Raw genomic sequence first — 14,371 nt, 5'->3', positions numbered from 1 at the left:
AGGAAGTGAAAGGCCGCCGCGGCTGCGCAGGTTGGCGTTTTGCCCGGCATCGGGTAAATCGGCCGTTATCGGAACGGCTTTTGCAATGCCGATTCCTCTGCCTGGGCGGGCTTCATTTCGGGAACGCTGCTTTTATGATCGCACTGGTCCGTATCGCGCTGAGCCGGCCATATACTTTCGTCGTGCTCGCGATCCTGCTGCTGATTATCGGACCGCTGGCGGCGCTGCGCACGCCGACCGACATCTTTCCCGAAATCCGCATCCCCGTGATCGGCGTGGTCTGGCAGTACACCGGCCTGCCGCCGGACCAGATGTCCGGGCGCATCACCACCCCGTTCGAACGTGTGCTGACCACGACGGTCAACGACATCGAACACATCGTCGCCAACTCCTATAACGGCTTTGGCATCGTCAAGATCTTCTTCCAGCCCAATGTCGACATCCGCACCGCCAATGCCCAGGTCACCGCGATCTCGCAGACCCTGCTCAAGCAGTTGCCGCCGGGCGCAACGCCGCCGCTGATCCTGAACTACAGCGCCTCTACGGTTCCGATCATCCAGGTCGCGCTGTCGGGCGAAGGCCTGACCGAGCAGAACCTCGCCGACATCGGCATCAACCAGCTGCGCACCCCGCTGGTCACGGTGCCCGGCGCCGCGATTCCGTATCCGTTCGGCGGCAAGCAGCGCCAGGTCCAGATCGACCTCAACTCGACCGCCCTGCAGGCCCGCGGCCTTTCGGGCCAGGACGTCGCCAACGCGCTCGCCGCGCAGAACCTGATCACGCCGGTCGGCACCCAGAAGATCGGCGGCTTCGAATACACCATCAACCTCAACAACTCGCCCCTCAAGATGGAGGAGCTCGGCGACCTGCCGATCAAGCAGGTCAACGGCGCGATGGTCTATGTCCGCGACGTCGCCACCGTCCGCGACGGCAACCCGCCGCAGACCAACATCGTCCATGTCGACGGCAACCGCTCGGTGCTGATGATGGTGCTGAAGGCCGGCGCGATCTCGACGCTGGATATCATCGCCGGCATCAAGCAGAAGGTGATCGACGTCAAGGACCAGCTGCCGGACGCGCTCAAGATCGGCTTCATCGGTGACCAGTCGGTGTTCGTCCGCGGCGCGATCACCGGCGTCGCCTTCGAGGGCGTGATCGCAGCGCTCCTGACCAGCGTCATGATCTTGTTGTTCCTCGGCAGCTGGCGCTCCACCATCATCATCGCGGTGTCGATCCCGCTGTCGGTGCTGGGTGCCATCATCATGCTGTCGGCGATCGGCGAGACGCTGAACATCATGACGCTCGGCGGCCTCGCGCTCGCGGTCGGCATCCTGGTCGACGACGCCACGGTGACGATCGAGAACATCAATTATCATCTGGAGCAGGGCAAGCCGGTCGAGCAGTCGATCCTCGACGGCGCCAACCAGATCGTGACGCCGGCCTTCGTCTCGCTGCTCTGTATCTGCATCGTGTTCGTGCCGATGTTCTTCCTCACTGGTGTCGCCCGCTTCCTGTTCGTGCCGATGGCCGAAGCTGTGATGTTCGCGATGCTCTGGTCGTTCATCCTGTCGCGCACCCTGGTGCCGACGATGGCGAACTTTCTGCTTCAGCCGCATGTCCATCACGAGGGCGCGCCGCCGAAGTCGCGCAATCCTTTTGTCTGGTTCCAGCGCGGTTTCGAGGCCCGGTTCGAGCGGATCCGCGCCGGCTATCGCGGCCTGCTGGCGATGGCGCTCGGCCACCGCAAGGTGTTCGTCGGCGGCTTCCTCGCGGTCGTCGCCGCGTCGTTCCTGCTGGTGCCATTCCTCGGGCGCAACTTCTTCCCTGCCGTCGATGCCGGCAACATCCTGATGCACGTCCGCACCCAGGTCGGCACCCGCGTCGAGGAAACCGCCAACCAGATGGCTGACGTCCAGAAGGCGATCCGCAAGCTGGTCCCCGGCGAGATCGAGACCATGACCGACAACATCGGCATGCCGATTTCCGGCATCAACATGACCTACAACAACACCGGCGTGATCGGGCCGCAGGATGCCGACATCCAGATCAAGCTGAAGGAAGGTCACAAACCGACCGAGCAACATGTGCGAACGCTGCGCGAGCAGTTGCCTCGGCTGTTCCCGGGCACCAGCTTCTCCTTCCTGCCGGCTGACATCGTCAGCCAGATCCTCAACTTCGGCGCGCCGGCGCCGATCGATCTGCAGATCCGCGGTGCCAATATCGAGGCCAACTTCGCCTATGCCAACAAGCTGCTGGCCAAGATCAAGCGGATTCCGGGCATCGCCGACGCGCGGATCCAGCAGTCGCCGAACAACCCGACCTTCAACATCGATGTCGACCGCACCCGCGCTCAATATGTCGGCCTGACCGAGCGCGACGTCACCAACGCCCTGGTCGTCAACCTCGCCGGCTCGTCGCAGGTGGCGCCGACCTACTATCTCAATCCCGACAACGGCGTGTCCTATTCGATCGTGATGCAGACGCCGCAATACCAGATCGACTCGCTGAGCGCGCTGCAGACCCTGCCGATCACCGCGACGGGCAACACCCAGGCGCCGATCCTCGGCGGCATCGCCGACATCAAGCGCGCGACCTCGAGCGCGGTGGTGTCGCAATACGACATCCAGTCGCTGGTGCAGATCTACGCCACCACGCAAGGTCGCGATCTCGGCGGCGTCGCCACCGACGTCCGTCAGCTGATCGCCGACACCGCCAAGGAGGTGCCGAAAGGCTCCTCCGTGGTGCTGCTCGGCCAGGTGCAGACCATGAACTCGGCCTTCACCGGCCTGCTGTTCGGCCTGCTCGGCGCCGTCGTGCTGATCTACTTCCTGATCGTGGTGAACTTCCAGTCCTGGTCGGACCCGTTCGTGATCATCACGGCGCTGCCCGCAGCGCTCGCCGGAATCGTCTGGATGCTGTTCACGACGGAGACGACGCTGTCGGTTCCGGCGCTCACCGGCGCCATCATGTGCATGGGCGTCGCCACCGCCAACAGCGTGCTGGTGATCAGCTTTGCGCGCGAGCGCTATGAGGAGCTCGGCGACCCCATCGCGGCGGCGCTAGAGGCTGGTTTCGTCCGGTTCCGCCCGGTGCTGATGACGGCGCTCGCCATGATCATCGGCATGGCGCCGATGGCGCTGGGGCTGGGCGAGGGCGGCGAGCAGAACGCGCCGCTGGGCCGGGCCGTGATCGGCGGCCTGATCTTTGCAACCTTCGCGACGCTGATGTTTGTTCCCGTGGTATTCAGTATGGTACACAAGAAGCAAGGCGCCAAAGTCGCCGCCTCATCGGAGATTCCGCATGCAGCCCACTGAACAGCGCCCCCCGGTGTCTGGCCGGAGAATGGGCATATTCGGCGTGGTTGCACTGGTCGGCGCCGGACTGATCGTCGGCACCGGCATTCGCGCCCGTGAGGAGCAGGATAGCCGCTTGAAGGAATGGACCGACGACCAGGCCGTTCCGACCGTCGCGGTGGCCCTGCCCAATGCCCGCGCGCTCAGCCCGACGATCGAGCTGCCGGGCCGGCTCGAGGCCTATTCCCGCGCGCCGATCTATGCCCGGGTATCCGGCTATCTCAAGAATTGGGACGCCGACATCGGCGCCCGCGTCAAGGCCGGCCAGGTGATCGCCGAGATCGAGGCGCCCGATCTCGACCAGCAATTGCTGCAGGCACGCGCCGATCTCGCCAGCGCCCAGGCCTCGGCCAAACTCTCCGAAGCGACGCTGAACCGGCGCAAGACGCTGGTGGCCTCGAACTTCGTTTCTGCCCAGGAGATCGACGAGCGCACCGCCGACCTCTCCAACAAGAACGGCGCGGTGAAGGCCGGCCAGGCCAATGTCGAGCGGCTGGAAGCGCTCGCCGGCTACAAGAAGATCACGGCGCCGTTCGATGGCGTGGTGACTTCGCGCGACACCGATGTCGGCGCGCTGATCAATGCCGGCGGCAACTCGGGTCCGGCGATGTTCACGATCTCCGACATCACCAAGCTGCGCGTCTATGTCAACGTGCCTCAGAACTATGTCCCGGCGATCAAGATCGGCGCCAAGGCGACGCTGGTGCTGCCGGATTACCCGAACCGCAGCTTCCAGGCGACGGTGGAGGCTTCCTCGCAGGCGGTCGATGTCGCCTCCGGCACTACGCGGATGCAGCTCGGGCTCGACAACTCCTCCGGCGAATTGATGCCGGGCAGCTATGCCAGCGTGAAGCTCAATCTGCAGCGCGAGTCCACGCCGCTCAGCATTCCCGCCAGCGCGCTGATCTTCAACAGCAGCGGCCTGCGGGTCGCGACCGTCAGCCCCGACGACAAGGTGCTGTTCAAGACCGTGAAGATCGGCCGCGATCTCGGCAAGGAGATCGAGATCGCCTCCGGCCTCGCGCCCGACGACCGCATCATCACCGCGCCGCCGGACGGCCTCGCCGATGGCGATCATGTCCGCGTCACCGGCGCCAGCGCCAAGGGCAAGCCGACCACCGCGTCCGAAAAGCAGGACGTGAAAGGCTAAATCGCAGGGCCCGTAGGCCCGTAGCCCGGATGAAGCGAAGCGAAATCCGGGGCAGGTCTATCAGCGGACAGAGCGCCCCCCGGATTGCGCTGCGCTCCATCCGGGCTACGTGCCCGCCGCGAGTTTTGAGACCTACCCCACCCGCCATTCCAGCATGCCGTCGTCAGCGGTAACGATGTTGCCGGTGCTGCCGACCGGCGTGCGATCCATGTCCTGGAGATGCGCCAGCGTCGCCGTATCGCTCGCCGGGATGCGGCCGAGCGTGCGGCGGCCGTCCTCGGTGCGCAGCATGGCGACGCCGTGCTCGACCTCGCCATTGGCGCGATAGATCACGGTGAAGGCCTCGACCTTGCCTTTACCCGCCGCTTCCGCGGTAAAGTCGGGCACGTTGCGCCGGTTGCGGTCGGCCTCCGCCTGCACGGAGGTGTCCTGCTTGAGCGCGGCCGTCGGCGCCGCGCGCGACAGCACCAGGCCGTGGTGCTTGGTGACGAAGCCGCCCTGGCCGTAGAGTAGGCCGAGCGTGCCGCCGCTTCTTAATTTGCTCACCATCGCGCAGGCCGAATGCGTCATGTAGGTGTTGAGCGGCGCACCGAAGAAGGTGAGGCCACCCGTGACGGTCGGCTGCACGTCAGGCCCGAGGCCGAGCGTGCGGCGCGCCATCTTCGGCACGCAGGGGAAGCAGCTATAGAGTTCGATCGCATCGAACTTCCTGCCGTCGCCGCCGACGAGGTCCATGACCGCCTTCAGCACCGCGGTCTGCGCGTGGCTCTCGACGAACTGGTCGCGGGTCAGATAGTCGCGCGGCTCCTCCGCCGAGGCGCCGCCGAGCGGATAGATCAGCTTCTCGTCCGGCACCCCGGCGGCGCGCGCTTTCGCAAGGCTGGTCAGGATCAGCGCGCCGCCCATGTTCACCGTCGGGTTCGCCACCATCAGCTTTGTGTACGGCCAGGCGATCATCCGGTTGTCGGGCGTTGCGGTGGTGATCTCGTCGCCGCTGAACTGCTTCTTCAGCCACGAGTTCGGATTGGCGGCCGCAACCCTTGCATAGGTCGACCACAGGTCGCCCGACTCCTTCAGCGCCTCGCGCGGCGTCTGGCCCCAATGCGCCGAGGTCGCGGACTCATAGAGTGGATAGACGGTGATCGGCCTGAATACGCCGAGTGCAACAGCCATCGGCTTCTGGAACGCGGCGCCGCGCTTCGGCTCCTCGACGTCGTGCGCGAACGGCGTCCATGGCAATTCGACGCCGGCGCGCTGCGCCTTGGTCGCGGTCGACTGCGCCTCCGCGCCGCACACCGCGGCGACGCTGCATTCGCCGCGCGCGATGCGCTGCGCCGCCTCGTGCAGATAGCGGATCGGGCTCTCGCCGCCGACCGGCCCGTAATAAAGATGCGAAGGCTGAATGCCGAGCCGTGCGGCGAGCTGCTTCTCGGGATCGCGGTAGCGCCAGCTCAGGAAGTTGACGACGTCGAGCGACTGCAGGTCGGCGAGCAGTCTTGCGCCGCTGTCGGCCTCGGCGCGCTTCAGTGCTTTTTCCAGCAGCGTAAGCGGCTCGAGGCCGGCCGCGATGTCCTTCGGACGATCGACGATCTCGCCGACGCCGACGATGACGGGAATGCGGTCTTCGGGCATGCTGTTCGACATTCTTCTTGTTTCACTCTGCGGTACTGGATTCGATGATTGGTCTAGGCGTCATTGCGAGCGGAGCGAAGCAATCCACGTCTTCGCACGGGGATGGAATGGATTGCTTCGTCGCTTCGCTCCTCGCAATGACGGCGGGTGTTCTACTCCGCCACCAGATTGTTCATGTGCTCGACGGCCTCGACAAACTCTTCCTTGAACTCCTGCACCACGGCGCCGGCCGACTTCACGCTGTCGATCAGGCCGACGCCTTGGCCTACGAAATAGCTGACGAGATCGCGCGCCTTCTCGTTGCCGGCAGCGGCTGCGCGGTCGATGGCGTTGAAGGCGTCGCGGCTGACGATGCTTTGCAGCGGCATCGGCAATGCGCCCGGGCTGTCCGGCGCGCGGTCCCAGGCATCGGTCCACACCGAGCGGAGCTGCCGTGCCGGCTTGCCGGTGCGGCCCTTGGAGCGGATCGCGTCGCGCGAGGAGGCCGCGATCATCTTCTCGCGGAAGATCTCCGAGGTTTCCGACTCCACGGTGGCGAGCCACACCGAGCCGGTCCAGGCGCCGGCCGCACCCATCGCCATGCAGGCCGCCATCTGGCTGCCGGTCATGATGCCGCCGGCGGCGAGCACCGGCACGTCGCGGATCTTCCTGACTGCCTTGATCACCTCGGGTACCAGCACCATGGTCGAGACCTCGCCGCAATGGCCCCCAGCCTCGGTACCCTGCGCAACGAGAATGTCGACACCGGCCGCGACCTGGCGCAGCGCGTGTTCCTTGGAGCCGACCAGCGCCGCCACCGGCACGCCGTGCTTGCGGCCCATCTCGATCATCGCCTTCGGCGGCAAGCCGAGCGCATTCGCGATCAGCCTGATCGGGTGGCGGAACGAGACCTCGAGCAATTGCAGCGCAGTCTCGGCATCGAACGGCTGCGGCTGGTTGTCGGCGACGCTCCTTGCGGTCAGCTCGATGTCGTATTTCTTGAGGAGATTGCGGGTGAAGTCGCGATGCTGCTGCGAGACGCGCGCCTCGAGGCTCTTCCAGGTGACGTTCTTCTCGCCCGCGGTCGAGATATTTTCCGGGATCAGTACGTCGATGCCATAGGGCTTGCCGTCGACATGCGCGTCGATCCACTTCAATTCCTGTTCAAGCGTTTCCGGCGAATGCGCGGTCGCGCCGAGCACGCCGAAGCCGCCGGCGCGGCTCACCGCCGCCACCACGTCGCGGCAATGGCTGAAGGCGAGCAGGGGGAAATCGATTCCCAGCATGTCGCAGATCGGTGACTTCATGGACTGGTCTCTCCCGGCGGCTGTTTCTTGTGCTCGTTGGCATCAGCCTCTGCGACGCTAGCGCATGACGGTCGGCGAAGCCAAGCGGGTTTCGGCTGCGGCGATCTTGCGTGCAGGCGCTGCTTGGCTGGATCGCTCGCAGCGCATTCCGCTGGATAGAAAATGCGATCCGGCGGGGCTGGGCAAAGCCTGGCGTGCCCACCATCTAGTGCGGGCATGCGGGTGGGCGCGGCGGTCGCCGCACCATGGAAAAATGGAAACCGGGAGCCAACGACGTGACTGACACCTCTGCCTACGAGCCGCCGAAAGTCTGGACCTGGAACAAGGAGAGCGGCGGGCGCTTCGCCAGCATCAACCGGCCGATCGCCGGCCCCACCCATGAGAAGGAATTGCCGGTCGGCCGCCATCCGCTGCAGCTCTATTCGCTGGCGACGCCGAACGGCGTCAAGGTCACGGTGATGCTGGAGGAGCTGCTCGCCGCCGGCCACAAGGGCGCGGAGTACGACGCCTGGCTGATCAAGATCGACGGCAACCAGTTCGGCAGCGGCTTCGTCGCGGTCAATCCCAACTCGAAGATCCCGGCTCTGATGGACCGCAGCGGGCCGGAGCCGATCCGGGTGTTCGAATCGGGCTCGATCCTGGTTTACCTCGCAGAAAAATTCAGCGCGTTCCTGCCGACCGACGTCAAGACCCGCGCGGAGACCTTCTCCTGGCTGTTCTGGCAGATGGGCGCGGCGCCCTATCTCGGCGGCGGCTTCGGGCATTTCTATGCGTACGCGCCGACCAAGATCGAATACGCCATCGACCGTTTTGCGATGGAGGTGAAGCGCCAGCTTGACGTGCTCGACCGCCGGCTCGCCGACAACGAGTACCTTGCGGGCGACGTCTATACAATCGCCGACATGGCGGTGTGGCCCTGGTACGGCAGCCTCGCCAAGGGCCTGCTGTACGGCGGCGGCGAATTCCTCTCGGTGCAGGACTACAAGAACGTGCAGCGCTGGACCGACGCGATCGCGGCACGGCCCGCGGTGAAGCGCGGCCGCATGGTCAACCGCACCTGGGGCGAGCCCTCGAGCCAGCTCCACGAGCGGCACGACGCCAGCGATTTCGAAACCAAGACGCAGGACAAGCTCGAGCGGACGGCGTAGCTGTCTCTTTGTAGGGCGGATTAGCCGGAGGCGTAATCCGCCGTCCTGCCCCTCACAACGATCGGTGGGTTACGCCTTCGGCTAACCCGTCCTACGCTTTCGCGCATCACTCCAACAAATCTTCATACTCCGGATGCTTCTTCATGAAGCCCTGGATGAACTCGCACGTCACGACGAGCTTGATGCCTTGCGCGCGGACCGCGTCGAGCGTGGCACGCGCGATCTTGGAGCCGATGCCGCGGCCGCCGAGCTCCGGCGGCACTTCGGTATGAACTAGCGTGATCGCATCCGGCGTCTTGCGGTAGACCACGAACGCGGTGGCGCCGTCGACGGCGAGCTCGAACCGGCTCTCGGCTGTGTTATCCCGGAATGCTTCGCTCATGGTCTTGTCCTCGGCTATTTCGTCTTTGCGCCCTCGGCCGCGGGAAACACCACGCGGTCGTCGGTGCGGCAGTAGCGATCGGCGAACATGCGGCCGATCGGGTGGTAGCGGTCCATATGGACGCGCATCGCGCCATGGTCCCACAATTCGTCGCGAATGTGGAAGTGGATGCCTTCGCCCATGATCAGCTCGCGGTCGCCATTGACGTCGATCAGCTTCCAGGTCCTGCACTCCATCGCGAAAGGCGCGTCGGCGAGCCGCGGCACCGCGATCTTGCTGGATGGCGCGAGCTTCAGCCCGAGATAGGCGGGCTCGCCGATCTCGGGCGGGAAGTCGCCCGAACTCTCGTGCATCGCGCGCGCCAGCGGCTCGTCGGTCAGATTGACCACGAACTCGCCTGATCGTTGGATGTTGACCATCGTGTCCTTCTCGCGGCCGTCCGGCCGGCGGTTGACCGCGAACATGCAGAGCGGCGGGTCCTCGCAGAACACGTTGAAGAACGAGAACGGCGCCGCGTTGACCACGCCGTCGGCGCTTTGACTTGTGACCCATGCGATCGGCCGCGGCAGCACGAAGGAGGTCAGCACCTTGTAGCGTTCGCGCTGGGTGAGGTCGCTTGCGGCATATTCCATGGCATGATCCGAACATGAGTAGGGCGGGTTAGCGCAGCGTAACCCGCCGCCGGCGGTTCGGAAAGCAAAAGGCGGGTTACGCTTGCGCTAACCCACCCCACGACTCTGCTTGTTCACCTCTCCCGACTAGAGCGGAGAGAGGGAGAAGAACAGCCTACGGCATGCTCAGTTCATGCCGGCCGACCACCATCCAGTGCACCTCGTCCGGACCGTCGGCGAAGCGGAGATGGCGGACGTCCTGGTACATTTCGCCGAGCGGCGACCATTGCGAGATGCCGGTGGCGCCGTGCAACTGGATCGCCTGGTCGATGATCTTGCAGGCGCGCTCGGGCACCATGGCCTTGACCATCGAGACCCAGACGCGGGCTTCCTTGTTGCCGAGCACGTCCATCGCCTTGGCCGCCTTCAGCACCATCAGCCGCATCGCTTCGATTTCGCAGCGCGCCTGCGCGATGATCTGCATGTTGCCGCCGAGATGGGCGATCTTCTTGCCGAACGCTTCGCGGGTCAGGCCACGCTGCACCATCATGTCGAGCGCCTTCTCGGCCTTGCCGATGGTGCGCATGCAGTGATGGATGCGGCCCGGTCCGAGGCGGACCTGCGAGATCTCGAAGCCGCGGCCTTCGCCGAGCAGCATGTTCTCCTTCGGCACCCGGCAATTGTTGAAGCGCAGATGCATGTGGCCACGCGGTGCGTGATCATGGCCGAACACGTGCATCGGCCCGAGGATCTCGACGCCGGGGGTGTCGATCGGCACCAGGATCTGCGACTGCTGCTTGCTCGGGGCGGCGTCCGGATTGGTCTTCACCATCACGATCATGATCTTGCAGCGCGGGTCACCGGCGCCGGAGATGTAATACTTCTCGCCGTTGATCACCCACTCGTCGCCGACCAGCTTGGCGGTGGTCGAGATGTTCTTGGCGTCGGAGGAGGCGACGTTCGGCTCGGTCATCGCATAGGCCGAGCGGATCTCGCCGTTGAGCAGCGGCTTCAGCCACTTCTCCTTCTGCGCCTTGGTGCCGACGCGCTCCAGCACCTCCATGTTGCCGGTGTCGGGCGCCGAGCAGTTCATGGTCTCCGAGGCCAGCGGGCTCTTGCCGAGCTCGGCGGCGATATAGGCGTAGTCGAGATTGTTGAGGCCTTCGCCGGTCTCGGCGTCGGGCAGGAAGAAGTTCCAGAGGCCGACTTCCTTGGCCTTGTCCTTGGCCTTCTGCAGGATCGCGAGCTGTTCGTCGGTGAAGCTCCAGCGGTTGGTCTTCTTCTCGCCGGCGCGATAGAACTCGACCGACATCGGGTCGACGGTGTCGCGGATGAACTGCTTCACATGATCGTAGAGCGGGCGAACCTTGTCCGACATCCGAAGGTCGTTGAGCTCGTCGCCCGGATTGAGCGTGTAGTTCGTGGTGCGCGGCACATAGGCATGCTTCATTGTCTTTTCTCCCTCGCGAAGGCGCGTTTCGCGGCGGACAATAGACGCGCGCGGCGCCAAGCGCGAGCACCCATTTTCGCAGGATCGCTACCGCATCGCGGAATATCGCTGCGGCGTTTCAAACGTTGTTTGAACGCCGGCACTCGCGACGCGCCACCGGTGTTGCGGCAAGCGCCAACTCAGAACGCCGTATACCCGCCATCGATCACAAAGCAATCCGCCGTATGATAGGACGACGCCTTGCTCATGAGGTAGACGGCGATGCCGCCGAAATCGCTCGGCTCGCCGAAGCGGCGCAGGGGGATGCGCGGCATCACATTGGCGACGAACTTGTCGTTGGCCATGATGCCGGCGGTCATGTCGCTCTTGATCCAGCCGGGCAGGATCGCGTTGGCGGTGACGCCGTGACGGGCGAGCTCGACGCCGAGCGCGCGGCACAGCGCGTTCAGCGCGGCCTTGGTGCCGGCATAGTGCTCGTTGCGCGCGGTGCCGAACAGCGAGGCGAGGCTCGAGGTCGCGACCAGCCGGCCGAACTTGTCGCCGGCTTCGGAGCGCTCGGTCATGTGGCGTGCCGCAGCCTGGAATACGTGAAACACGCCGTCGAGATTGGTCGCGAACATCTTGCGCCACTCCTCCTCGGTGCGGTCAATGAAGGAGCGGCGACCGCCGCCGCCGATGCCGGCATTGGCGAAGCAGCCGTCGACGCGGCCGAAGGTGTCGAGGGTTGCCTTCATCGCGGTCTTGACCGAGCCGGGATCGCTGACGTCGCAGAATTGGGTTGCGACCTTGCCGGGCCCGGCCTTCATCGACGCCGCGGCATTGGCGTTTTTTTCCGCGTTGCGGCCCCAGATCGCGACATTGCAACCGGCGGCGTTGAGCGCCTGCGCGATGCCGAGGCCGATGCCGCCATTGCCGCCGGTGATGACAGCGACGCGGCCGGTGAGATCGAAGATGCCACTCATTGGGGTTTCCATTTGGTTTGGTGCGCGCTAATCACGCGTTATCGGATGGGCCTGCCGCCGACCATGGACAAGCCCGGCACAAAAATCAAATATGGGTCGAAACATCGACCTACCGCGGTACCAACCGCCGAAGCGACGCAAAGAGGAAACCATGCAGTTCAAGCACGTCACGCTCGACTTCGACGGATCGGTCGCGATCCTCAAGCTCGACCACCAGGAAGTCATGAACGCGGTCTCGATCGACATGCTCGGCGGCCTCGCCGAGGCGCTCGATGCGATCGACGACAAGCGCGACGAGGTGCGCTGCCTGGTGATCACGGGGGCGGGCAGGGCGTTCTGCACCGGCGCCAATCTGCAGGGCCGCAACCAGCAGCAGAAGCCCGGCAGGAGCAATGCCGGCGCGGCGCTGGAGACCGCGTTCCACCCGTTCCTGCGTCGATTGCGTAAGCTGCACTGTCCGATCGTGACGGCGGTGAACGGTCCGGCCGCCGGCGCCGGGATGAGTTTCGCATTGATGGGCGACCTCATTTTGTGCGCGCGCTCGTCCTATTTCCTGCAGGCGTTCCGCCGCATCGGGCTGGTGCCGGATTGCGGCTCGACGTGGCTGCTGCCGCGGCTGATCGGCAAGGCGCGTTCGGTCGAGCTGTCGCTGCTCGGCGAGCGGTTGCCGGCCGAGAAAGCGCTGGAATGGGGCCTCGTCAACCGCGTCTATGACGACGGCGCGCTGATGGAAGAGACGATGAAGCTCGCTCATGATCTCGCCAACGGCCCGACAGTGGCGCTGTCGCTGATCCGGAAGCTCTATTGGGACAGCCCGGAAAACACCCTCGAGGATCAGCTCAATCTGGAATTCGAGTCGCAGCGGATCGCGGGCAGCGCCGAGGATTTCAAGGAAGGTGTCACCGCATTCCTCGAGAAGCGACCGGCGAAGTTCAAGGGCAAATGATCGAGACCGAACTCGCCCGCTGTGTCGCCGCGTTTCATCCAGGTGCGACCGGCGTCACCGGCGCCGCAAAGCTCTCCGGTGGGGCCAGCCAGGAGACCTGGACGTTCGACATCGTGCACCCGGACGGCACGATCGGCGCGATCCTGCGCCGCGCGCCGCCGGGTTACGGCGCCGCGCCCGGCCGCGCCGCCGGGCTCCAGGCCGAGGCCGCGCTGATGCAGCTCGCGCATGACGCGGGTCTGCCGTCGCCGAAGGTGATGCACGTGCTGACGCCCGAAGACGGCCTCGGCCGCGGCTTCATCATGGCGCGGATCGAAGGCGAGACCATCGCGCGGAAAATTTTGCGCGACGAGGAATATTCGGCCGCGCGGCCGATGCTGGCGCGCCAGCTCGGCCGCGTCATCGCCGGCATCCATGGCCTGCCGCAGGCCAAGCTGCCGAAGCTGCGCAGCCTGACCGCGACCAAGGAGATCGAGGATCTCGCCCGCGAGTATCACAGCTTCAACTGGCCGCGGCCGGTGTTTCGAGCTGGCGCTGCGCTGGCTGCGCGATCACGATCCCGGCCCGTCGTCCGAAGTGACGCTGGTGCATGGCGATTTCCGCCACGGCAATCTGATCATCGGCCCCGACGGGGTGCGCGCGGTGCTCGACTGGGAGCTCGCGCATTTCGGTGATCCGATGGAGGATCTCGGCTGGATCTGTGTCAACTCCTGGCGTTTCGGCAAGATCGACAAGCCGGTCGGCGGCTTCGGCACGCGCGAGGATCTGTTCGCGGGCTATGAGGAAGCCGGCCGCAAGGCCGACCCCGACCGCGTGATGTTCTGGGAAGTGATGGGCACGCTGCGCTGGGGCGTGATGTGCTGCGGCATGATGCAGCGCTTCCGCATCGGCCCTGACCATTCGATGGAGCGCGCGATGATCGGGCGCCGCGCGTCGGAGACCGAGATCGATTTGTTGCGGTTACTTGCTCCGCGGGGAAAATAGCCATGCAGGACGAACCGACACCCACCGAACTGATCAAGGCCGTCGCCGATTTCCTGCGCAACGAGATCGCGCCGGCGATCAAGGGGCACAACGGCTTCAAGCTCCGCGTCGGCATCAACGCGCTCGACCTGGTGACGCGGCAGCTCGCACTTGCCGAGGCCGGCGATGCGACCGAAGCCACGCGGCTGAAGGCGCTGCTCGGTGCCGACGGCTCGCTGATGGAGCTGAACCGCGCGCTGTCGGAGAGGATCGCAAGCGGCGAGGTCGATCTGACAACGCCGGGGCTATCGGAGCATCTCTGGCAGACCACGATGGACAAGCTCGCCGTCGACCAGCCGAACTACGCGTCCTACAAGCGGGAGTTGGGAAATAAGGCGTAGCGGATACCAAAACTCGTCATTCCGGGATGCGCCGCAAGGCGCAGGCCCGGAATCCATACTCACGATGGTGGTTATGGATTCCGGGCT

At 65.2% G+C, this 14,371-nt stretch carries 11 protein-coding genes and 1 pseudogene; 6 read left to right on the top strand and 6 right to left on the bottom strand.

What is annotated here, in order from left to right; translation table 11 throughout:
- Positions 1-134 precede the first annotated feature (134 nt).
- Together ACVIW0_RS25610 and ACVIW0_RS25605 are read left to right on the top strand one after the other, a co-directional pair.
- Positions 135-3,314, top strand: coding sequence for an efflux RND transporter permease subunit (locus tag ACVIW0_RS25610; RefSeq protein WP_461354872.1), 3,180 nt, complete (start codon positions 135-137; stop codon positions 3,312-3,314).
- Positions 3,301-4,503, top strand: a complete 1,203-nt coding sequence (locus ACVIW0_RS25605; protein WP_461354871.1) for an efflux RND transporter periplasmic adaptor subunit — start codon at positions 3,301-3,303, stop codon at positions 4,501-4,503. The genes ACVIW0_RS25610 and ACVIW0_RS25605 overlap by 14 nt, the downstream gene beginning before the upstream one ends.
- Before the next feature lie 132 nt (positions 4,504-4,635).
- Here ACVIW0_RS25605 and ACVIW0_RS25600 read toward each other — a convergent pair whose 3' ends face one another.
- On the bottom strand, positions 4,636-6,147 hold the full coding sequence (locus tag ACVIW0_RS25600) for an acetyl-CoA acetyltransferase (protein ID WP_461354870.1): 1,512 nt from the start codon (positions 6,145-6,147) through the stop codon (positions 4,636-4,638).
- Between the two features lie 140 nt (positions 6,148-6,287).
- Positions 6,288-7,421 carry a nitronate monooxygenase gene (locus ACVIW0_RS25595; protein WP_461354869.1) on the bottom strand — a complete coding sequence of 378 codons (1,134 nt, stop codon included), beginning with the start codon at positions 7,419-7,421 and terminating at the stop codon, positions 6,288-6,290.
- Between the two features lie 275 nt (positions 7,422-7,696).
- On the opposite strand from ACVIW0_RS25595, the gene yghU reads away from it, so the two are divergent.
- Positions 7,697-8,569 carry a glutathione-dependent disulfide-bond oxidoreductase gene (yghU, locus tag ACVIW0_RS25590; RefSeq protein WP_461354868.1) on the top strand — a complete coding sequence of 291 codons (873 nt, stop codon included), beginning with the start codon at positions 7,697-7,699 and terminating at the stop codon, positions 8,567-8,569.
- Positions 8,570-8,675: 106 nt separating this feature from the next.
- Here the strand turns inward: yghU and ACVIW0_RS25585 are convergent, their stop codons facing one another.
- The 4 genes from ACVIW0_RS25585 to ACVIW0_RS25570 form a co-directional block, all read right to left on the bottom strand.
- The gene (locus ACVIW0_RS25585) at positions 8,676-8,951 is read right to left on the bottom strand and encodes a GNAT family N-acetyltransferase (protein ID WP_461354867.1); all 276 of its coding nucleotides are present in this window, start codon (positions 8,949-8,951) and stop codon (positions 8,676-8,678) included.
- 14 nt (positions 8,952-8,965) lie between these two features.
- On the bottom strand, positions 8,966-9,583 hold the full coding sequence (locus ACVIW0_RS25580; RefSeq protein ID WP_461354866.1) for a flavin reductase family protein: 618 nt from the start codon (positions 9,581-9,583) through the stop codon (positions 8,966-8,968).
- Between the two features lie 154 nt (positions 9,584-9,737).
- Positions 9,738-11,012 carry an acyl-CoA dehydrogenase family protein gene (locus tag ACVIW0_RS25575; RefSeq protein ID WP_461354865.1) on the bottom strand — a complete coding sequence of 425 codons (1,275 nt, stop codon included), beginning with the start codon at positions 11,010-11,012 and terminating at the stop codon, positions 9,738-9,740.
- A gap of 179 nt (positions 11,013-11,191) precedes the next feature.
- The gene (locus ACVIW0_RS25570) at positions 11,192-11,974 is read right to left on the bottom strand and encodes an SDR family NAD(P)-dependent oxidoreductase (RefSeq protein ID WP_461354864.1); all 783 of its coding nucleotides are present in this window, start codon (positions 11,972-11,974) and stop codon (positions 11,192-11,194) included.
- A gap of 151 nt (positions 11,975-12,125) precedes the next feature.
- On the opposite strand from ACVIW0_RS25570, the gene ACVIW0_RS25565 reads away from it, so the two are divergent.
- The 3 genes and pseudogenes from ACVIW0_RS25565 to ACVIW0_RS25555 all read left to right on the top strand — a co-directional run bounded on the left by ACVIW0_RS25565 (position 12,126) and on the right by ACVIW0_RS25555 (position 14,284).
- Positions 12,126-12,920 carry an enoyl-CoA hydratase/isomerase gene (locus ACVIW0_RS25565; RefSeq protein WP_461354863.1) on the top strand — a complete coding sequence of 265 codons (795 nt, stop codon included), beginning with the start codon at positions 12,126-12,128 and terminating at the stop codon, positions 12,918-12,920.
- Positions 12,917-13,904, top strand: a pseudogene (locus tag ACVIW0_RS25560) (phosphotransferase family protein). Before ACVIW0_RS25565 ends, ACVIW0_RS25560 begins: the two are co-directional and overlap by 4 nt.
- Before the next feature lie 2 nt (positions 13,905-13,906).
- On the top strand, positions 13,907-14,284 hold the full coding sequence (locus ACVIW0_RS25555) for a DUF6285 domain-containing protein (protein WP_461354862.1): 378 nt from the start codon (positions 13,907-13,909) through the stop codon (positions 14,282-14,284).
- The last annotated feature ends 87 nt before the right edge of the window (positions 14,285-14,371 follow it).

The sequence above is a fragment of the Bradyrhizobium sp. USDA 4454 genome (genome assembly GCF_054822705.1).
Note: the sequence above shows the minus strand (reverse complement) of the source record. Positions and strands in the feature narration are given on the sequence as shown.